We start from the raw sequence: 16361 nt of genomic DNA, 5'->3' as shown, positions 1-16361 counted from the left end.
TATAGATTTTAATTTGCAACCACACCAATGACGCTGCCGCTCCGGCGTGGCTTTTTTTATTTACCCTTTCAATTACACACAGCGCCGATCCCCACGAGGGAGGTAGAGGCATGAGAATGGACAAATATTCAAGCGGAACTGCCATTGGCTGGGGTTCGTTTACTGCGATGCTGGGCGCTATGTCGCTCAACGACTGGGCTTTGCTGGTTGGTATCATCTGTAGTGGCTGAATAATCAGGACACTAAACTTACATCCAAAACGTGGCTTTGTTGAATAAATCAGAATTAGCCGACAGGATGACTCCCTCTGCTACACCTGTTATCCGATCCTGACGCTGTGTGGCATACCCAACAACGTCATACGATTCAGCGCTTTGACCATCGCCATGGCTTCACCCACCTGAGCATCGTAGTCACGCAGGCTCAGGTGGCCACCCAGCAAAGTTTTTATGCGGAACATCGCTGTTTCTGCCACTGAACGCCGGTGATAACCCACTTTCTTTTTCCACATATCATTACTCCCGCTCAGACGCTGATTCGCCACCGCATGGTTACGTTCATAGTACTTGTCCGGCCAGTATTTCGCTCCGCTTCGCGGCGGGATAAGGGGCCTGATTTTCTTTCTCAGCAACGCATCGTGGCAGTAACGGGCGTCATAAGCACCGTCTGCTGACACTTCCCTGATTTTTCGGTGGGTTTGGTTAATCAGGCCCGGCAGTGCCTGCGCATCTGTCGTTCCGCTGAGCGATAAGTCGGCACAGATAATCTCATGCGTCGCACTGTCTGCTGCCAGATGAAGCTTGCGCCACACTCTTCGTCTGTCAGCCCCATGCTGCCTGACTTTCCATTCACCTTCGCCAAAGACCTTCAGACCGGTACTGTCGATGACCAGATGCGAGATTTCACCACGCGTTGGCGTTTTTATGCTGATACTGACGGTTTTTGCCCGCCGACTGACCAGAGAGTAGTCCGGGCAGCGCAGTGGCAGGCTCATCAGTGTTAAAAACCGAGTCGACAAAGCCCTGTAATGCCCGGAGCGACAGGTTAAACACGCGCTTTATCATCAAAACCGTGGTAACAGCCATATCGGTGTAGTAAAGCGGCCGACCACGACCTTCAGGCGAAGCACTGTCAGTCCATGCAGCGATGGCGGACTCATCAAGCCAGACCGTCAGGGAGCCGCGTTGTCTGAGTGCTTTGTTGTAGGTGGGCCAGTTGGTGATTTTAAACTTTTGCTTTGCCATGGGGAGCTGCTATCGGGAGCGATGATAGTGCTCTGATCCGGCGATCCCCTGAAAGTTCGATTTATTCAACAAAGCCCCAAAACGGAGGTGTTTAGTGAACCATAAACGACAATTTACCCCTGAGTTTAAAAAAGAAGCCGTTGCCCTGGTAACAGAGCAGGGCTATACGATAGCCAGGGCAACAGCATCGCTGGGCATAAGCAACAAAACCCTGCATACATGGGTCTCGCTGGCACGCGAGCAGAGCAACGGCGTACTCAGCGATGATGAACGTGCAGAGTTAAAACGGTTACAAAAGGAAAACAAAGAGTTACGTACAGAGAAGGAGATACTAAAAAAGGCGAGTGCCTTCTTCGCGAAACATATGTCGTGAGATACCGGTTCATTCTCGACAATGCCACTGACTTCAGCGTTCGTACACTCTGTCGGGTCATGCGTGTGACGGCCTCTGCCTGGTATGCATGGCGAAAAAAGCCCGCCGAACCGCTGCAAAAAGACGTGGAGGTCCGGGTCAGGTTGAAGGCGCTGTGTAGTGGTCAACTAAATTTGGCCACCCTACCTGACTGTTGATGGAACAGCCGTTCTGATTCATTTGGTGTTAACCCACCGTTATACCAGTGAGGTCTGACATCGCTATAATAATGGGTTATGTAGCGAATAATGGATGATTGAGCAGTACTAAAGCTTTGGTAGCCAGTCGTTGGCACCCATTCAGTCTTCAGACTACGGAAGAATCGCTCCATCGGACTATTATCCCAACAATTTCCTCTGCGACTCATACTTTGGGTCATCTGATAACGCCACAATGCCTGCCTATACTGACGACTGGTGTAATGGCTTCCTTGGTCACTATGAAACATGACTTGTTTGGGATGCCCACGCAGTTCCCAAGCCATTTCTAGTGCTTTGGCTGTTAATTCTGAATCTGGCGAAAACGACATTGCCCAACCCACGGGTTTTCGGGCAAATAAAGGCTTTGTTGAATAATTTAACCGTTTGATTTACATCTTCTTTAGTTAGAATGCATTTACAGAGAATGTATTTTGTTAGAACGACAAATCAAATAGTTAGCACAATAAAAAGCATTCCGAGAGGAAAAATTAGTCGTTGAAATTTTATAATGCTTATATAAATCAGTATCTTAAATTATTCAACAAAGCCGCAAATAAATCTAATACCACCGCCAGATACGCCCATCGGGCGCCTGTCCAAATATAGGTTACACCGCCGCACCAAACCTGGTCAGGCTTGGTAACAGCGAACTGCCTATTGAGCAGATTTGGAATATCAATACGTTCATTTCCACCGCGGTTGTATTGATGTTTTCTTGTTTGGCAACTAACGAGGGTTAATTCTTTCATCAACTTACCCGCTAACCACCGCCCAAGTTTCACGTCGTGTGTATTGGTAACCATCGTGGCGATAGTCCTTGCGCCCGCAGACCCGCCACTAACGTTCCACGCTTCGCTGACCAGGCTACGTTTTATCGTCCGCTCAATATCTGGCTCCTTAGGTCGACACCAATAGCGATAACTGCTTCGGTGAACATTAAAAATACGACACAACGCTTTCACTGGATAAAGCGCTCTTAGCTTTTCAACTACCGAGAATTTTTCAGTGAGTCGGACATTAAGAGCGCAGTAGCCTTTTTTAAGATGGCATTCTCCATTTCCAGTCGGTGGATTTTTTTCTTCATTTCTCTGAACTCAATTTGTTCAGGTTTTAATGGCAGACCAGGCGATGTTTTCCCTTGACGTTCTAAACGAAGGGCTCTTACCCACCGGCTAATCGCTGAAAGACTGACGTTCATGGCTTTCGCGGCTTCCTGGTCGGTATAATTTTGGTCAAGGACTAATTTGGCGGTTTCACATTTAAATTCAGCAGTAATTATTTTACTCATTTTGGCACCTATAAAAATTATGAGGTAAGCATATCACCTCTACTTAGGTGGTCAAATTCAGTATGCCACTACAAGGCCCTATTCCCAACCGTGTTGGTATTGAGTATCGCCCAGCTCAAGCCGAGCTTAAACAGGAGCCTGGCCACTTCGAAATTGACACTATTTTTGGCAAAGACCAGAAGTCACTCTTGTTAACCATCGTAGATAAAGCATTGAAAACCGTCATCATTCGCAAACTGCCTAATAAGCGTGCGGAGACTGTGGTTGCTGCTTTCAGGGACATTGAAGCTAATACCTTTTGCAAGTTTAAGACCCTAACAGCTGATAACGGCCCTGAATTCGCTCTGCACGAGCAAATTACTCAAATCACAGGGGCGCAGGTCTACTTTGCCCATCCTTATCATTCCTGGGAGAGGGGCTTGAATGAGCACACCAACGGGCTGATACGACGTTTTTACCCAAAGGGAACAGACTTCAGTCAGGTCAGTCATCGTAAGATTGCCGAACTCGAACACATACTCAATACAAGGGGCAGAAAATCGCTGGGCTATCGTTCCCCCAATGAGGTATTTTTAACGCACTTACTGGTGGCATAAGCCTCTACCGTTTTGTTGCGTTTCGAGTGGGAATGGGCGTGACTTAACTATATTTCCGCCGAACTGCACAAAACATTTACCCCCATTTTTCGCCCAGGTACACCGGAAACCTATAAGGAACTGCTACAGGAATACCTTCAGGTTCGTTTCCGCTATATCAATATTGTGCTCAGTGAACAAAACTATCTGGTGGGAAATCGTTTTTCCGTCGCGGATGCCTATCTGTTTACCGTGATGCGGTGGGCACAGTCGTTAAAGCTCGATATAGCCAACCGACTTAAAAATGATTACATCCTATGCCCTGATATGTGGCAAAGAATCATAGCTGGCTGTTATCAAAATAATGTCGTTTGGCTATATGTTCCGCTATCCGGCCCTGGCGGCTTATCTCGACCATATTGCAGAACGCCCGGCGGTATTGACGGCATTGAAAGTTGAACGATTGAAAGGGTAAGAGAGAGTGCGGCACCCAAGGGTGCCGCCTAACGCGCCATTAACCGAGGCGTTCTGCCTGAAAATGATGACGCGGGTTGGCAATGCCATCTTGTGCCGCCACCAATTGCAGTTCGTACTCGTCCATATCTTTGGTCACCAACATCACTTCATAGACCGCTGCCGTGGTATGTTCCAGCGCCTTATCTAACGCCACGCCTTTGAGCAGGTTCACCAGTAACAGGCCGCTGGTCAAATCCCCTACACCAACGGGCTGACGTTCGAATTCCACCAGCGGACGGCGGATATGCCAGGCGTCAGTAGGTGTAACCAGCAACATTTCAAAACTGTCAGCACGGCGTGCTGCGCGGCTGAGGTGTTTAACTAACACGATTTTCGGTCCGCGTTCACAGAGCTGACGCGCTGCGGCAACGACCTCATACACATTGTGCACCGTCACGCCAGCCAGCAACTCCAGTTCCGGCAGGTTCGGCGCAATCACATCGGCTGCGAGCAGCGACTGGTTACAATTGAAGCCCGAAACGCCGGGTGCAACAAAACAGCCTTTCTCGGGCGTGCCCATCACCGGATCGCAAAAATAGATCGCCTGCGGATTCGCCGCTTTGACCTGACGGACGATATCCAGAATGCTGGCACCCTGCTCGGGGGAACCGATATAGCCACTCAGCACCGCATCACAGCGCGCCAGTCTGTCAATATTGGCAATGCCCTGCACAATAAACTAGTTGCTGAATAGAGACTTGCATTTTTTGTCAGGCTATTGAGAATAAAAAGAGGTTTAACTTAGAGAATAAAGGTTTGAAATGATCAACAAAGAGCGGTTGTTACGAGATAATCGTTTATGTAAAGCAATCATTGGATTATCAGTCGAAGAATTGAAAAATTTAGCCGCTGAATTTTCAGCTTGTTATTTGATTTATCGGAAAAAGAATCGAAAAGATCACGAGCGGCAGATGGGTGGAGGGCACAAAGGATTTATCCCAACCCCATTAGATAAACTGCTTTTTATTTTATTGTATTTAAAATGTTATCCGACCTATGATTTGCAAGGACTTCTTTTTGGTTTAGATAGAACACGGGTATGTCGCTGGGTAAAAATATTATTGCCGGTTTTAGAGATGACCTTGGGGCGAGAATGTGTTTTGCCCGCTCGTCAAATTCGCTCTGCTGAGGAATTTTTTCGCGCCTTTCCTGGAGTTAAAGACGTCTTTATTGATGGGACAGAGCGACCTGTCCAAAAGCCTAAGAATCTGCGTCGGCGAAAAAAAATGTATTCGGGAAAGAAAAGACAGACCACTCGAAAAGGGCTTATTATGACTGACGAAACAAGGCAAATTGGATTTATCCCCATGAGCAAAAATGGGCGCCGTCACGATAAACGCTTACTCGATAAAGTCGATATAATTCGCCATATTCCTCCTGAGGTAACCATCTGGGCAGATACCGGTTTTCAAGGTATAGATAAACAGCATCCTAATACACAAATCCCAAAAAAAGGAACTCGAAAAAGACCTTTATCGCCTGAACAAAAACAAGAAAATAAAATAATCTCGGGCATCCGTATTACAGTTGAAGACGCCATCGCGGGTATCAAGCGCCTCGGTTGCATGACCCAAATTTTACGGAATCGTAGACCCTTTATTGATGATACCTTCTTACTCCTTAGCGCCGGTCTTTGGAATTTCCATCTCAGAACAGCGTAAAATTTACTTCAATCACCGAAACACCCTTATTTCACTATTAAGCAACACGCTTAATGTCGTTCAAATAGCTGGCGTCCATCACACTGCCGGTCCACTGACCATACTGCGTATGATTGGAGAATTGCACCGTATTAAGCGGCCAAACGTTTGCGCTCATACGCCGCATCGGAAATTCTGCGGCACTGTTCCCTGCATGTCCAAAAACCACATGGGACTGAATAGAAAGAATGTTTTTCATTTATCAACAACCTGACCTTGCTTATCACTGACCTCGGAGTATTACCAAGAATAAAGGGAGCCTTCGCTCCCTTGTGCATGCTGTTTTCTTATGCCGTCCAACAAATCAGGCAGTAGTGCTTTTTACCACGGCGTAGCAGCGTATAACGGTCAAACAGACGATCGCTATCCGCGAAAACATATTCAGGGTTAGCCTGTTTTTCGCCGTTAATGGTCACCGCATTTGAGGCGATCATGGTACGCGCCTGACCACGCGAAGGGACCAGTTCAGCCGTGACCAATGCCTGCTGCAAGTCAGCGTCGCGCCCCAGTTCAATAACCGGCATGCCGTCCTGCGCCAACTGGGCAAAGTCATTTTCTGTCAGCGCATTCAGTGCACCAGAGAACAGGCTCTGCGTAATGCGCTGCGCCGCTTTCAGGCCCTCTTCACCATGCACCATCCGCGTGACGTATTCTGCCAGCACATACTGGGCGCGCGGTGCCTTGCCGCTGTTTTTGTCCTCTTCTTCCAGCGCCGTGATCTCTTCGATACTGAGGAAGGTAAAGAACTTCAGGAAACGATAGACATCCGCATCGGCGGTATTGATCCAGAATTGGTAGAATTTGTACGGGCTGGTTTTCTTGGCATCCAACCAGACCGCGCCGCCTTCAGTTTTACCAAATTTGGTGCCATCTGATTTGGTGATCAACGGAACGGTCAGACCAAACACCGTATTCTGATGCAAGCGACGGGTTAGATCGATTCCGGAGGTAATATTGCCCCATTGGTCAGAGCCGCCGATCTGTAACGCAACGCCATATTTCTCGTTCAACGCCGCGAAATCATACCCTTGCAACAGGTTGTACGAAAACTCGGTAAAAGAGATACCGACATCATCACGGTTCAGACGCTGTTTCACCGCTTCGCGGTTAATCATCTGGTTAACGGAGAAATGCTTACCGATATCGCGCAGGAAAGTCAGCACGTTCATGCCGCCAAACCAGTCATAGTTGTTCGCCATGACAGCGCTATTTTCCCCACAGTAAAAATCCAGGAACGGCGACACCTGATTGCTGATCTTTTCTACCCACTCGCCCACGGTTTCGCTGGTATTGAGTTTACGCTCTGTGGCTTTAAAACTCGGATCGCCGATAAGGCCGGTAGCCCCACCGACCAATGCCACAGGTTTATGCCCCGCAAGCTGGAAGTGGCGCAGGCACAGCAGAGGCACCAGATGCCCCAAGTGCAAGCTGTCAGCGGTCGGATCGAAACCGCAATACAGAGCAATTGGCCCTTGCGCCAACTGCTCTGCTAACGCGTTTTCGTCCGTTAACTGAGCAACCAGGCCCCGCTCTTGCAATTGTTGAATCAGGTTACCACTCGCCATCAATAGCTCCATTTTCGTAAAAGAAACGATGTTTGAAAAACTGTATTCCAAGGGAAATAACGTAACTTCATAGAATAAAGCGCCCCCGAGGGGAGCGCCAGTATTTAAAGGGGATATTTGCTACAATTCGCAGCACTTAAGGTGCCAGACGATCAATTTGCCAGTTATCGCCATCTAGCTGATAGATAAAGCGGTCATGCAGGCGATGCGCCCCGCCCTGCCAGAATTCGACAGTATCAATGACCACGCGGTATCCGCCCCAAAAACTCGGTAACGGCACCTCACCTTTCATGAATGTTTGTTTCAGCTCTAAAAACTTGCTTTCCAGCACGCCACGGGCCGATATGCGGCTCGACTGTTGTGAAACCCAAGCGCCTATCTGACTCTCTTTTGGTCGGCTGTGGAAATATTTCAGCACCTCGATGGTGGATAAGCGTTCAGCATGCCCCGTCACAATCACCTGACGATCCAGGCTGTGCCAAGGAAACAGCAAACTGATACGCGAATTCAGCGCCAAATGCTGTGCCTTGCGACTGCCCAGGTTGGTGTAAAACACCATCCCTTGCTCATCGACGTGTTTGAGCAACACGATGCGCTGGTAGGGCTGGCCCTGTTCATCAACGGTGGCAACGCACATCGCAGTAGGATCGGACAGGCGCGCATCGCACGCCTGTTTGAGCCACTTGTCGAACAGATCTAGGGGGTTGGCGGTCAATTCATTGCGGCGTAAACCGCCGCGGGTATATTCGCGTCTGACGTCCGCAATTTCATCTTCGGTCGGAAATGCGGCGGAGGGAGGTGAAGTGTTGTCCTGTGTCATAACATCCTGCTGTGGTGTATCGGGACGAAAATCATCATTCCATTCTGCGCCCACAGCGGGAAAATCTCAACGTAACACCTTGCGTCAAGGTGCATTCTGTAGGAGGCAATCATCCGCAATGATGTGTCCGCTGCGCTCAATAAAGGCGCGATCCCCTTTGCTCCAGAACGTATACCGGTTATTGCTGTATTTAGTGCCTGAGGCAGAAACAACCTGCGGAAGTTGCAAACGTTCACCATCCAGCAAGAAATGCACTTCCGCTGGCTGGATATCTTGTTTCAGCGTTACGGTGAGCGGCAGGGTGCCACATTGATAATGCAGCGTTGTTACCGGTGTCTGCCGGTTAAAACCGCTACAACCGGACAGCATCATAAGCCCTAACAGCACGCCAACGCGGCCCGATAGCATTAATTTCATTATTATTTTCCCGTTATTACCTGTCTGAAGGTTATCGCCACGTGACCACGACGCAGCCAGTCGAGTCACAGATAACAGCAGTGTAACAACGGGGTCTACAACGACCTCTAAGCAAAATCTGATTAGTCGTTCAGAACGGGGAAAATGGCCCCCAATATCGTCGCTTTGCTGGCACCGGTCACTGACGGCAAGTTCCCGGGCAGGCCCGACAAGGTGCGCGCAGCAAGCCAGGCAAAAGCCAGCGCTTCCATATCATCGCCGTTCACGCCGCACTCATCGGTGGTGTTGACCTCAATACCGAGCATTAATGCGGACAGACGCGCCATCAGCAGGGGATTACGCGCCCCACCGCCGCACACCAGCACACGTTCACAGCCTCCCGTCAACAGCACCTGATCGGCAATGCTGACGGCGGTTAGCTCCCCCAACGTAGCCTGTACATCCTGAGGAGACAGGGAGCCATACCCCACAAGCTGCTTTTCCAGCCAGCCTAGATTAAAGTATTCGCGCCCGGTGCTTTTAGGTGCAGGTAACGCGAAATAGGGATCGGCCAGCATGCGGCGCAGCAAGGGGATATTTACGCGCCCGGTTGCCGCCCACTGCGCGTCTTTATCATAGTGTTGTCCCTGACGACGCCAGATCCAGGCATCGAGCAACATATTGCCGGGTCCGGTATCATAGCCGCGTACCGGACAGTCAGGAGCCAGCAGAGAGATGTTGGCAATCCCCCCAATATTGAGCACGACGCGGCGTTCATCAGGATGCATCAGCAACGCATAGTGAAACCCCGGCACCAGCGGCGCACCTTGCCCGCCAAGCGCAATGTCACGTCGGCGAAAATCGCCCACCGTAGTGATGCCCGTCAACGCTGCGATTTGGTTATTATCGCCGATTTGCAGCGTACAAGGCGCATCACCGAGCGGTTCGTGCCACACCGTCTGTCCATGACAGCCTATCGCCATGATGTCGCTGGCATCGAGTTCGGTCTGCTTCAACAACATTCGCACCGCTTCGGCAAACAACTTGCCGAGACGTGTATCCAACTGACCTAATGTAGACAGCGTTACCGCCTGACCCTGGCATACGTCCAGAATGGCTTGCTTCAATGCCAGTGGCATTGGATGACAATAGCTCGCCTGCTGCGCGACCGTGTGCTCATCAATCGCTGCCAGGACCACATCGACACCATCCAGACTGGTGCCCGACATCACTCCGATGTATCTGCCTGATTTCATAACGGTGAATTTCCCATCCCGCGCTGTACACGCACACAAAATCCCGGCTTTGTTGAATAATTTAACCGTTTGATTTACATCTTCTTTAGGTAGAATGGATGTACAGAGACTGTATTTTGTTAGAACGACAAATCAAGTAGTTAGCACAATAAAAAGCATTACGGCTGGAAAACTTAGTTGTTGAAGTGTTATAATAATTATGTAAATCAGCATGTTAAATTATTCAACAAAGCCCAAAATCCCCATAAACCAAGCTGCACTTGTTTACAAAATAACATGGCGAGCGGGCAAACGGCTCAGGTATTCTTCATTCTACGGCGGATTCGACGTCCTATACTTTGAATGCGCGTTTATTTTGAGGAAAAAAAGGCCGTTTTTTGCTATAAAATGAACATATGCGCCAATAGGATGAGAGAGAATAGTGGCAGCAAGGAACTTTAGCCATTTTTCATTATCAATATAATCCTATTATATCAGGGTGAGTTGTGCGCAACGGCCATTCGACGTTTCGCAGTAACCGTTTGATAAGCATTACCACGTCGGCTTTCAGTAACAGAAAGCTGACACATTGCGATTACAGGAGTCTTATATATGATGAAGCGTTTACTTGTGATTACTTTAGCCGGTATGACATTGGCGGGCTGCGCCAACACCAGTTCGCTTTCCGGTGACGTTTATCGCGCCTCTGAAGCCAAACAGGTTCGTACTGTAACTTATGGCACCATCGTTTCATTACGACCTGTACAGATTCAGGCTGGCGATGAGAATGGCACCATGGGCGCTATTGGTGGCGCAGTGCTGGGTGGGTTCTTGGGTAACACCATCGGAGGTGGATCGGGTCGCTCACTGGCAACCGCAGCAGGCGCGGTGGCGGGTGGCGTAGCGGGTCAAAGTGCACAAGGTGCGATGAACCGAGTTCAAGGCGTTGAGTTGGAAATTCGCCGCGACGATGGTACCACTATCATGGTTGTACAGCGCCAGGGCGATACCGGTTTCAGCGTTGGCCAACGTGTTGCCATGTCCAGCAACGGCCAAAACGTGACAGTTGCACCACGATAAACACCCCCTGTTTTCTGTTATCACCACCAGCACGGTGGTGATAACCTAGATTATTGCTTAGATCAATAATGTCACTTCACATGAAAAGTTCATTCTGACAACGAGCGGCCTCAATTGTACAGGCAATAATTGCACTGACTCAAAACACGTCGGGCAAAACACATTTTTAACGAAAAATAGCACATTGTCTAAGAAAGAGGCCAAAAGGTATATCCCCTGCCCAGGCTAAAACCCCATCAGTTTTTTCAGTAAAAAAAACATCCACACGACATCAATAATTCACCAGAAATAGGGTTCAGGTAAAGGATCGAAGCGTGATACCATGTTTGAATGCAGCGCAGTATTCAATTCGGCTTGATGGACATTTATTCTACCCAAGCATTATTCTGTCTGATGATGCTTCAATGACGACTTTCATGGCTCTCATGTAAGGCGAGAATATTTTTCTCCAGGCGCGCAATAAGGCCCGTCAGGGCACTGACTTCCTGCCCCGATATACCCAGCAATATCTCACCACGCGTTTGGCTTATCACATCGTCCACCGCTTGAATGATTGGCTCTGCCGCATCGGTCAACGCGATGCGCTTTGCGCGCCGATCGTGCGCACAAATACTTCGAGTAATCAACCCTTTCTCTTCTAACTGATCCAAGGTTCTTACCAGCGATGGCTGTTCGATGCCAATGGCTTTTGCCAGTTGAATCTGCGACTGTCCAGGAGGCAGTTGGTATATATTATGCAGTGTAACCCAATGGGTTTGGGTTAATTCCAGTGGTTTCAGACGAAAATCAATTAATGATCGCCACACCCGAACCAATCTGGCCAAATCAGAACCTAACGGCAATTCCATAACACCTCCTTATTATTAGTGAACTAAGTTATATCCCTGGATTGCAATCAACTCTGATTTTAAAAAAAATGAAAAAGGTGCTCTGCTTAATGATTTATCGATAAATAGCGATAGCCACGTTGCTGTTATACCAAATATATTCACCTTGAGGAAATTCTCTCAACAGGTGCAGTGGAAAAGATTGTTCTCTCTACATTATGCAACATAAGTTATTAGAGCCCACAGCACACTACTCATCGTTGAATAATGAGTGCTGCTGCCACTCGCTATTCAGTGTAGCCTTTTCCGAACGAACCATCCGTTTCTCGCGCTGCCTGCAAAGCCTTAGCACGTCCTGTTTTTGCGTATCGCTCATTTCCCCACAGGAGAAACGCTCACTGCGACTGCGAAAGCAACCCAGACAATAAACGCGCGCATCCGTTTGGCACACGCCACGACAAGGGTTGGGAACAGCAAAAATCTCAAGTTGTTCAGGCACTGCACCTCCGCTACCCATCACGTTCATTGAAGCGTTACAGGGCAACAATGGCAAGCTTTAGGTGTAGAGCGGCGCTGGTTGTAAACGATACTCAGTATTATATATTGTAGCGCCGAAGATTTCTCTAGCGACACTATTTATTTGGCTTGTTATTAATATACCGCAAAGCTATGGCATAAATGTGATTGCCGTCTACTGCGACACGGCTTTGTTGAATAATTTAAGATACTGATTTATATAAGCATTATAAAATTTCAACGACTAATTTTTCCTCTCGGAATGCTTTTTATTGTGCTAACTATTTGATTTGTCGTTCTAACAAAATACATTCTCTGTAAATGCATTCTAACTAAAGAAGATGTAAATCAAACGGTTAAATTATTCAACAAAGCCCTGCGACACCTTAAGTATGCCTTCTACATCAAGGGTTTGGACTCAACCTCGTTACAACGGTATACTTTGTAACGAGCCTTTGCGCTGTCGCTCCGGTGATGGCGGTCAACCACAGTAGTCAATCGAGGATATTATGCGCTTACTTCATACCATGTTGCGTGTTGGGGACTTACAACGCTCAATCGATTTTTACACCAAGGTACTGGGGATGCGTTTGCTGCGAACCAGTGAAAACACCGAATACAAATACACGCTCGCCTTCGTCGGTTATACCGAAGAGAGCGAAGGGGCCGTCATTGAACTGACGTACAACTGGGGCGTTGATAAATACGATTTGGGTAATGCTTACGGGCACATCGCACTGGCGGTTGAAGATGTTGCCGCAACCTGCGAGCGTATTCGTCAGGCAGGCGAAAAAGTGACGCGCGAAGCTGGCCCGGTTAAGGGCGGCACCACGATCATTGCCTTTATCGAAGATCCCGATGGTTACAAGATTGAGCTGATTGAAAAAGCGCAATCAGGAAACTGGCTCGACAACTGATTGTCAGATGCTGAGTCTGTAAAGAATTTCGTGTAAATGGCTCCATCGCTTAACCGGAAATCGGCTTTGTTGAATAAATCGAACTTTCAGGGGATCGCCGGATCAAAGCACTATCATCGCTCCCGATAGCAGCTCCCCATGGCAAAGCAAAAGTTTAAAATCACCAACTGGCCCACCTACAAAAAAGCACTCAGACAACGCGGCTCCCTGACGGTCTGGCTTGATGAGTCGGCCATCGCTGCATGGACTGACAGTTCTTCGCCTGAAGGTCGTGGTCGGCCGCTTTACTACACCGATATGGCTGTTACCACGGTTTTGATGATAAAGCGCGTGTTTAACCTGTCGCTCCGGGCATTACAGGGCTTTGTCGACTCGGTTTTTACACTGATGAGCCTGCCACTGCGCTGCCCGGACTACTCTCTGGTCAGTCGGCGGGCAAAAACCGTCAGTATCAGCATAAAAACGCCAACGCGTGGTGAAATCTCGCATCTGGTCATCGACAGTACCGGTCCGAAGGTCTTTGGCGAAGGTGAATGGAAAGTCAGGCAGCATGGGGCTGACAGACGAAGAGTGTGGCGCAAGCTTCATCTGGCAGCAGACAGTGCGACGCATGAGATTATCTGTGCCGACTTATCGCTCAGCGGAACGACAGATGCGCAGGCACTGCCGGGCCTGATTAACCAAACCCACCGAAAAATCAGGGAAGTGTCAGCAGACGGTGCTTATGACGCCCGTTACTGCCACGATGCGTTGCTAAGAAAGAAAATCAGGCCCCTTATCCCGCCGCGAAGCGGAGCCAAATACTGGCCGGACAAGTACCATGAACGTAACCATGCGGTGGCGAATCAGCGTCTGAGCGGGAGTAATGATATGTGGAAAAAGAAAGTGGGTTATCACCGGCGTTCAGTGGCAGAAACAGCGATGTTCCGCATAAAAACTTTGCTGGGTGGCCATCTGAGCCTGCGTGACTATGAGGCTCAAGTAGGTGAAGCCATAGCGATGGTCAAAGCGCTGAACCGTATGACGTTGTTGGGTATGCCACACAGCGTCAGGATAGGATAACAGGTGTAGCAGAGGGAGTCATCCTGTCGGCTAATTCTGATTTATTCAACAAAGCCCCGGAAATCCGATCTCCATGCATCAACATGAATTGGCTCATAGCCGGTTTCCAGTCTCTGATTGGTAGGGTCCATTTAGCCGAGATATTATGCAAGGCTAGATAGAATAATTTTAGCACCGAGTCATCCGTTGGAAATATTCGTCGCGTTTTCGTTATCTTGCGCAATGAAGCATTTAACGACTCTATCGCGTTGGTGGTGTAGATAACCTTGCGAATCTCCGGCGGAAAATCAAAAATGACGATGAGACGTTCCCAATTATTTCTCCACGATGGGCTGATCGTCGGGAACTGCTCATCCCATTTGTCCGCGAAGGCATCCAGGGCCTCTTCAGCGCCCTCTAGCGTTGCGGAACTATAGATAGTGCGGAGGTCAGCAGCAACGGCTTTAAGCTCTTTCCAGCCGACGTAGCGCAGCGAGTTCCGCACCTGATGCACGATGCAGAGCTGTACCCGCGTATGCGGGTAAACAGCTTCAATGGCATCAGGAAAGCCCTTCAGGCCATCGCAGCAGGCGATGAAGATGTCCTGTAGCCCACGATTTTTCAGTTCTGTCATTACAGATAACCAGAACTTGGCCCCCTCGGTTTTGGCTATCCATAGCCCCAGCAGCTCTTTTTCGCCCTGGCCGTTGATGCCTAGAGCCAAGTAAACAGACTTGTTGGTCACGGCTCCGCCGTCCTGGCTTTTGACCACAATACAGTCAAGGTAAACAATGGGATAAAGCGCATCCAGCGGCCGTTGCTGCCAGCGCTTAACGTCATCCATCATAGCATTGGTCACTTGAGAAATGAAGCCAGCGGAAACATCGACCCCGTAGACTTCTTTAAAGTGAGCCTGAATATCACGGGTTGATAGCCCTCTGGAATAGAGAGAAATAATGCGGTCATCGAAGCCGTTATAGCTAAACGACTTAATTTTGATTACATTATTTAAATGAGCTATTCAATTGATTTTAGACGTAAAGTGATATCTACACGGAAAAACGAAGGGTTGAGTATCCGAGAAACAGCGAAGCAATTTCGGATTGGCCCTGCCTCTGTATCGCGTTGGATTAATCAAATAGAGTCAAAAGCATCGACCACGCGTCAGCGAAAGATCGATAAATCCGAGTTGATAAAAGATGTTGAACAATATCCAGATGCTTACCAAAAAGAACGTGCAGAGCGTTTTGGCGTTTGTCAGAAGGCCATTTGGCAAGCGCTTAAAAAGCTGGGATTGACCTATAAAAAAAACTCTACGTCATCCGAAAGCCGACGAAAACTCCCGGCAGGGATTTCAACAAAAAAAACAACAGTATGAAAAAGAAGGTAAACCTATTGTTTTTATTGATGAAAGTGGTTTTTCACACGATACCCCACGGACTCACGGCTATTCCCCAAAAGGTCAACGGTGTTTTGGCCTGAAGAACTGGGGAGCTAGGGGAAGAACAAATGTTATCGGCGCTTTATTAGGCACAACGCTGTTTGCTATCGGATTATTTGATATCAATATTAACAGCGATGTTTTCTATGCCTGGGTCACACAAGTCCTTATCCCAGTACTCCCTAAAAACAGTGTAATCATGATGGACAATGCCACTTTTCACAAAAAACATAATATTCAACAAGTCATCATCGATGCAGGGTATATGGTGGAGTATTTGCCTACATATTCGCCAGATCTTAACCCAATTGAGCATAAATGGGCACAAGCAAAAAGCAAAAAAAGAGAGATGGGTTGCGATACAGAGAGTTTGTTCTCAGTCCATATGGTGTAATCAAAATTAAGTCGCTTGGCTATAAGCTGCTTTTCGTGCTTACCGATCAGTGTCGGCTCGAAGGTACTGTTGCGGTCGCGCGGAATATCGAGCTCGAGCGCCCCATTTTGGCTACGTACGCTCTTGGATGTCTTTGTAGTGGCATACTGAATTTGGCCACCTAAGTAGAGGTGATATGCTTACCTCATAATTTT

15 protein-coding genes and 8 pseudogenes are annotated in these 16361 nt (G+C 48.4%); 10 read left to right on the top strand and 13 right to left on the bottom strand.

Annotated elements, in window-relative coordinates:
• Positions 1–116 precede the first annotated feature (116 nt).
• Complete coding sequence (locus tag ACQGXV_RS29335) at positions 117–230, top strand: HP1 family phage holin (RefSeq protein WP_440864008.1); 114 nt, start codon at positions 117–119, stop codon at positions 228–230.
• Between the two features lie 89 nt (positions 231–319).
• Here ACQGXV_RS29335 and ACQGXV_RS29330 read toward each other — a convergent pair.
• Positions 320–1244, bottom strand: a pseudogene (locus ACQGXV_RS29330) (IS5 family transposase).
• Between the two features lie 94 nt (positions 1245–1338).
• On the opposite strand from ACQGXV_RS29330, the gene ACQGXV_RS29325 reads away from it, so the two are divergent.
• Positions 1339–1617 carry a transposase gene (locus ACQGXV_RS29325; protein WP_440864007.1) on the top strand — a complete coding sequence of 93 codons (279 nt, stop codon included), beginning with the start codon at positions 1339–1341 and terminating at the stop codon, positions 1615–1617.
• 163 nt (positions 1618–1780) lie between these two features.
• Here ACQGXV_RS29325 and ACQGXV_RS29320 read toward each other — a convergent pair.
• Positions 1781–2215 (bottom strand): annotated as a pseudogene (locus ACQGXV_RS29320) (IS3 family transposase); the annotation flags it as partial.
• A 198-nt stretch (positions 2216–2413) separates the two neighbouring features.
• Positions 2414–3144, bottom strand: a pseudogene (locus ACQGXV_RS29315) (IS3 family transposase); the annotation flags it as partial.
• Between the two features lie 62 nt (positions 3145–3206).
• On the opposite strand from ACQGXV_RS29315, the gene ACQGXV_RS29310 reads away from it, so the two are divergent.
• On the top strand, positions 3207–3740 hold the full coding sequence (locus ACQGXV_RS29310) for an IS30 family transposase (protein WP_440864006.1): 534 nt from the start codon (positions 3207–3209) through the stop codon (positions 3738–3740).
• A gap of 42 nt (positions 3741–3782) precedes the next feature.
• Positions 3783–4194, top strand: a pseudogene (locus tag ACQGXV_RS29305) (glutathione binding-like protein); the annotation flags it as partial.
• 39 nt (positions 4195–4233) lie between these two features.
• Here the strand turns inward: ACQGXV_RS29305 and pdxY are convergent.
• Positions 4234–4911 (bottom strand): annotated as a pseudogene (pdxY, locus tag ACQGXV_RS29300) (pyridoxal kinase PdxY); the annotation flags it as partial.
• An 85-nt stretch (positions 4912–4996) separates the two neighbouring features.
• Between pdxY and ACQGXV_RS29295 the strand changes: the two are divergent.
• Positions 4997–5896 carry a transposase family protein gene (locus ACQGXV_RS29295; protein WP_440864005.1) on the top strand — a complete coding sequence of 300 codons (900 nt, stop codon included), beginning with the start codon at positions 4997–4999 and terminating at the stop codon, positions 5894–5896.
• A gap of 52 nt (positions 5897–5948) precedes the next feature.
• Here ACQGXV_RS29295 and ACQGXV_RS29290 read toward each other — a convergent pair.
• From ACQGXV_RS29290 to anmK, 5 genes and pseudogenes are all read right to left on the bottom strand, one after another.
• Positions 5949–6134: pseudogene (locus tag ACQGXV_RS29290) on the bottom strand (pyridoxal kinase); the annotation flags it as partial.
• An 88-nt stretch (positions 6135–6222) separates the two neighbouring features.
• Positions 6223–7500, bottom strand: coding sequence for a tyrosine--tRNA ligase (gene tyrS, locus ACQGXV_RS29285; protein ID WP_440867684.1), 1278 nt, complete (start codon positions 7498–7500; stop codon positions 6223–6225).
• 136 nt (positions 7501–7636) lie between these two features.
• A complete protein-coding gene (gene pdxH / locus ACQGXV_RS29280) occupies positions 7637–8320 on the bottom strand; it encodes a pyridoxamine 5'-phosphate oxidase (protein ID WP_440864004.1) in 684 nt (227 codons plus the stop codon).
• An 84-nt stretch (positions 8321–8404) separates the two neighbouring features.
• Positions 8405–8737, bottom strand: a complete 333-nt coding sequence (locus tag ACQGXV_RS29275; protein WP_440864003.1) for an MliC family protein — start codon at positions 8735–8737, stop codon at positions 8405–8407.
• A gap of 122 nt (positions 8738–8859) precedes the next feature.
• Positions 8860–9972, bottom strand: coding sequence for an anhydro-N-acetylmuramic acid kinase (gene anmK, locus ACQGXV_RS29270; protein ID WP_440864002.1), 1113 nt, complete (start codon positions 9970–9972; stop codon positions 8860–8862).
• Between the two features lie 591 nt (positions 9973–10563).
• On the opposite strand from anmK, the gene ACQGXV_RS29265 reads away from it, so the two are divergent.
• Positions 10564–11031: a glycine zipper 2TM domain-containing protein gene (locus tag ACQGXV_RS29265; RefSeq protein WP_440864001.1), complete on the top strand. Its 468-nt coding sequence runs from the start codon at positions 10564–10566 to the stop codon at positions 11029–11031.
• 401 nt (positions 11032–11432) lie between these two features.
• Here the strand turns inward: ACQGXV_RS29265 and slyA are convergent, their stop codons facing one another.
• Both slyA and ACQGXV_RS29255 read right to left on the bottom strand, forming a co-directional pair.
• A complete protein-coding gene (gene slyA, locus ACQGXV_RS29260; RefSeq protein WP_440864000.1) occupies positions 11433–11879 on the bottom strand; it encodes a transcriptional regulator SlyA in 447 nt (148 codons plus the stop codon).
• 229 nt (positions 11880–12108) lie between these two features.
• Positions 12109–12357 (bottom strand): DUF1289 domain-containing protein, encoded by a 249-nt coding sequence (locus tag ACQGXV_RS29255; RefSeq protein WP_440863999.1) that lies wholly within the window; start codon positions 12355–12357, stop codon positions 12109–12111.
• Between the two features lie 526 nt (positions 12358–12883).
• On the opposite strand from ACQGXV_RS29255, the gene gloA reads away from it, so the two are divergent.
• Both gloA and ACQGXV_RS29245 read left to right on the top strand, forming a co-directional pair.
• Complete coding sequence (gene gloA, locus ACQGXV_RS29250; protein WP_440863998.1) at positions 12884–13291, top strand: lactoylglutathione lyase; 408 nt, start codon at positions 12884–12886, stop codon at positions 13289–13291.
• A 138-nt stretch (positions 13292–13429) separates the two neighbouring features.
• Entirely contained in the window at positions 13430–14353 is a 924-nt protein-coding gene (locus ACQGXV_RS29245; protein WP_440863877.1) for an IS5 family transposase, read from the top strand.
• Positions 14354–14411: 58 nt separating this feature from the next.
• Here the strand turns inward: ACQGXV_RS29245 and ACQGXV_RS29240 are convergent.
• Positions 14412–15308, bottom strand: a pseudogene (locus ACQGXV_RS29240) (IS256 family transposase); the annotation flags it as partial.
• Positions 15309–15344: 36 nt separating this feature from the next.
• Here ACQGXV_RS29240 and ACQGXV_RS29235 point away from each other — a divergent pair.
• Both ACQGXV_RS29235 and ACQGXV_RS29230 read left to right on the top strand, forming a co-directional pair.
• Positions 15345–15710 carry an IS630 transposase-related protein gene (locus ACQGXV_RS29235; RefSeq protein WP_440863997.1) on the top strand — a complete coding sequence of 122 codons (366 nt, stop codon included), beginning with the start codon at positions 15345–15347 and terminating at the stop codon, positions 15708–15710.
• Positions 15634–16167 carry an IS630 family transposase gene (locus tag ACQGXV_RS29230; RefSeq protein ID WP_440867683.1) on the top strand — a complete coding sequence of 178 codons (534 nt, stop codon included), beginning with the start codon at positions 15634–15636 and terminating at the stop codon, positions 16165–16167. The genes ACQGXV_RS29235 and ACQGXV_RS29230 overlap by 77 nt, the downstream gene beginning before the upstream one ends.
• 23 nt (positions 16168–16190) lie before the next feature.
• Here ACQGXV_RS29230 and ACQGXV_RS29225 read toward each other — a convergent pair.
• Positions 16191–16301, bottom strand: a pseudogene (locus tag ACQGXV_RS29225) (transposase); the annotation flags it as partial.
• Positions 16302–16361 lie beyond the last annotated feature (60 nt).

The organism is Symbiopectobacterium purcellii (genome assembly GCF_052050035.1).
GTDB lineage: Bacteria > Pseudomonadota > Gammaproteobacteria > Enterobacterales > Enterobacteriaceae > Symbiopectobacterium > Symbiopectobacterium purcellii_A.
This window is presented reverse-complemented; position numbering and strand designations above follow the sequence as displayed.

Bases quoted from the DNA above. Each gene is read 5' to 3' on its own strand.
- ACQGXV_RS29335 (WP_440864008.1), top strand. From the start codon at position 117: ATGGACAAATATTCAAGCGGAACTGCCATTGGCTGGGGTTCGTTTACT.
- ACQGXV_RS29310 (WP_440864006.1), top strand. From the start codon at position 3,207: ATGCCACTACAAGGCCCTATTCCCAACCGTGTTGGTATTGAGTATCGC.
- ACQGXV_RS29295 (WP_440864005.1), top strand. From the start codon at position 4,997: ATGATCAACAAAGAGCGGTTGTTACGAGATAATCGTTTATGTAAAGCA.
- tyrS (WP_440867684.1), bottom strand. From the start codon at position 7,500: ATGGCGAGTGGTAACCTGATTCAACAATTGCAAGAGCGGGGCCTGGTT.
- pdxH (WP_440864004.1), bottom strand. From the start codon at position 8,320: ATGACACAGGACAACACTTCACCTCCCTCCGCCGCATTTCCGACCGAA.
- ACQGXV_RS29275 (WP_440864003.1), bottom strand. From the start codon at position 8,737: ATGAAATTAATGCTATCGGGCCGCGTTGGCGTGCTGTTAGGGCTTATG.
- anmK (WP_440864002.1), bottom strand. From the start codon at position 9,972: ATGAAATCAGGCAGATACATCGGAGTGATGTCGGGCACCAGTCTGGAT.
- ACQGXV_RS29265 (WP_440864001.1), top strand. From the start codon at position 10,564: ATGATGAAGCGTTTACTTGTGATTACTTTAGCCGGTATGACATTGGCG.
- slyA (WP_440864000.1), bottom strand. From the start codon at position 11,879: ATGGAATTGCCGTTAGGTTCTGATTTGGCCAGATTGGTTCGGGTGTGG.
- gloA (WP_440863998.1), top strand. From the start codon at position 12,884: ATGCGCTTACTTCATACCATGTTGCGTGTTGGGGACTTACAACGCTCA.
- ACQGXV_RS29245 (WP_440863877.1), top strand. From the start codon at position 13,430: ATGGCAAAGCAAAAGTTTAAAATCACCAACTGGCCCACCTACAAAAAA.
- ACQGXV_RS29235 (WP_440863997.1), top strand. From the start codon at position 15,345: ATGAGCTATTCAATTGATTTTAGACGTAAAGTGATATCTACACGGAAA.